At 59.8% G+C, this 2,784-nt stretch carries 3 protein-coding genes and 1 pseudogene; 2 read left to right on the top strand and 2 right to left on the bottom strand.

What is annotated here, in order from left to right:
- A partial coding sequence (locus EN991_RS30910; protein ID WP_127370175.1) for a tetratricopeptide repeat protein occupies positions 1 to 388 on the top strand: 388 nt, incomplete at its 5' end.
- A 97-nt stretch (positions 389 to 485) separates the two neighbouring features.
- The gene (locus EN991_RS30915; protein WP_338039906.1) at positions 486 to 947 is read left to right on the top strand and encodes a DoxX family protein; all 462 of its coding nucleotides are present in this window, start codon (positions 486 to 488) and stop codon (positions 945 to 947) included.
- 323 nt (positions 948 to 1,270) lie between these two features.
- Here the strand turns inward: EN991_RS30915 and EN991_RS41240 are convergent.
- Positions 1,271 to 1,447, bottom strand: a pseudogene (locus tag EN991_RS41240) (peroxidase); the annotation flags it as partial.
- A 223-nt stretch (positions 1,448 to 1,670) separates the two neighbouring features.
- Entirely contained in the window at positions 1,671 to 2,627 is a 957-nt protein-coding gene (locus EN991_RS30925) for a hybrid-cluster NAD(P)-dependent oxidoreductase (protein WP_164766175.1), read from the bottom strand.
- Positions 2,628 to 2,784: the final 157 nt, after the last annotated feature.

A 2,784-nucleotide genomic window follows, 5' to 3' on the forward strand; every position in this document is an offset into this window, starting at 1 on the left:
GGCCTATGCCGTGGACAACATTGAAGGCGACGACGCGCCCGACCTCACCGCAGTAAAAGCCAAGATCGATGCCAAGGACTATAAGGGTGCATTGGCCGATCTTCGTGACCTGGCGCAGGACACGCAGCAGGCCGACGTCTACAATCTGCTCGGCTTCACGCTGCGCAAGACCGGCGATTACACGACGGCACTGACCTACTACACCAAGGCGCTCGAACTGAAGCCGGACCACAAAGCGGCGCGCGAATATCTCGGCGAACTCTATGTCGAGACCGGCGACATGGCCAAAGCTAGGGAGCAGCTGGCATCGCTGACCCAGCTCTGCCCGGCAGGCTGCGAGGAACGCGCAGACCTGCAGAAGGCCATCGACACCAAAGTGACCCAATGAAGCCAGGCGGGCGCCGTCGTGCGGCGCCTGCCCTCTTTCCTATCTGGAGCCAATCGTGACAACGACACAAATCGCCTTGAAACTACATCTCACCGACTTGACCCTGCTGACGGGTCGCCTGCTGCTCTCATTGCTCTTCGTGCATGAAGGCGTTGAGCTGGCGATCCATTTCGACGGTGCCGCAAAAGCCATGGCCGCCCTCGGCGTCAGCCTGCCGCTTCTGATGGCCACCATAGCGCTGCAGCTGGGAGCCGGTCTTTCGATCGGCCTGGGCCTGCTGACGCGTCTGGGCGCGGTCGCGCTCGGACTGTTCTGTTTGGCAACGGCAGCCCTGTTCCACACCAATTTTGCCAGCCAGAACGAATTGCTGCATTTGGAAAAGGATCTCGCCATAGCGGGCGGCATGTTCGTCCTCGCCATCGCCGGAGCCGGCGCGATATCTCTCGACAGGGTGCTGAACGGACTCATGAGGCGCCGGCAACAGGACAGAGAGACGGTTGCCGCGCTCATAGCGGCCGGTAGCCCTTTGTCGGTGGGCGATATCAAGCTCCCGTTCTAATTTCGACCAAGACGCTGGGTCTCATATCAACTCGGCACGCCACAAACGCCTCGGGTGACCAGATGGCGCAAGCCGTTCGTGGCGTGCCGTTCATCGACGTCCGCTTAACGGCACGGATAGGGCCGCCCTATCGGCCGATTTGAGGCGCAAAGCTGCCGATGGGTGTAAGATAAATGCGATCAGCGAATGGGGGGCCTAGCTTCTTGAATTTGGGCGAACCGCCTCGTAACCAGTTGACAGATAACGATGTGCTAGTCGCTGAGGGTCAGCGTTCTCTGTACGGGTCGCCAAGCCGTTTCCTCGTACTGTATGGTCTGGCGGACCTACTTACGATGACTCCGAATAGATCCGTCCGACAGGGCCGGACCAGCGGTCGAGGTGACTGCTTCCCGGGTCGCAACGTTCTCCAGAAATGTCGTCGCCGGCACGAAGAACAATGTGCCGGTGACCGCGCGGCTGAAGTCCAGCAACCGATCGTAGTTGCCTGGCGGCCGGCCAATGCGCTGCCACGTTTCGAGCCCTAAAGCTGACATTCGCGTCTGTAGCTCAGTAAGGGTTGGAATAAGTCGAACGGTGCCACGGGTGCGCGGGTGGTAGACCCGAAAACCAGGAGGAAGGGTTGCGGCTCTGCTCCCATTTCGACGGCGGCGGCAACATTTTGAGACCAGACCCTCGAGGCCAAGCGCGCGCAAGGCGGCCTTTTCAAAGGTCAACAACGCCGAGTTAAACGTCGAGCAAAACCGTTCCTTGCGGGCGGCTGCAACATGCCAGGACATAGCCGGCCGATTTATCTTCAGCATTCAGCCCGCCTAGATCGTCCATGGCAACTTCGCCGGATAGTTTAGCTATTCGGCACGTTCCGCAAACGCCCTGCTGGCAGGCGGTTGGGATGTAGATGCCACAGTTCCGTGCCGCTTCAAGCAGGGTCTCTCCGGGCGCGCAGTGATGCTCCACGCCCGAGCGGGCGAAACGGACCGAAGACGAAATCGCTGAAGCCAATTCCGACCGCGAACCATTGCTGCCTCCGAAACTCTCCTCGTGATACTGCGCCGGCGGGAAGCCTATTGCGTGAAGGCAGGCCCGTGCCGTCTTCATGTACCCTTCGGGTCCACAGGCAAAAACGGTGCGCCTGTGGAGATTGGGAACGAGGGTCAGCAGCATCTGACTGTCTATTCGGCCAGTTGGCCCCCTCCAGGTGCGATCTTCCTGGCTGCAAACGCACGTTACCCGCAAGTTGGGGAAGCGAGAGGCAAGTGCGTCCAATTCCCGTCGAAAGATTATATCACCTGGCGTTCTGGCGCTATGAATGAAGGAGATATCCTGGTCGGTTGCGCGGTCGGTAAGCGCACGCAACATCGACATCACGGGCGTTATCCCGCTGCCGCCCGAAAGGAAGAGCGGCGTTTCATATGGCAGGTCATCGAGATTGAATGAGCCGAGCGGCCCTTCGATTTCGATCTCGTCGCCCGCCCCCAAATTGTCGTGGAGCCAATTCGAAACCAGGCCGCCCGGTGTTCGCTTCACCGTGATCTGCAGGTCGAGCGGTCGCGTCGGTGGTGAGGAAACAGAGTAGGAGCGCGTCACCGCGGCACCCTCGATCTTGAGGTGCACGAGCACATACTGGCCCGCGCTGAAGCAGAACATCCGATCCGTCGGGGATGTGAAAACGAAAGTTTTCACATCGGGCGTCTCCTCGATTACACGACGGCAGAGTACGAGCTGCGATGTGGTTTGTGCCCATTGCCGATGACGCATCATCGGGAGGAGGCCGGGGGTCCCAACGTGTGCGTTCATCACTCATCTCGGTTTGAAGTAGAGCCAAGATGACATTTCCAGG

This window comes from Mesorhizobium sp. M7A.F.Ca.US.005.03.2.1 (assembly GCF_003997795.1).
Classification (GTDB): Bacteria; Pseudomonadota; Alphaproteobacteria; order Rhizobiales; family Rhizobiaceae; genus Mesorhizobium; species Mesorhizobium ciceri.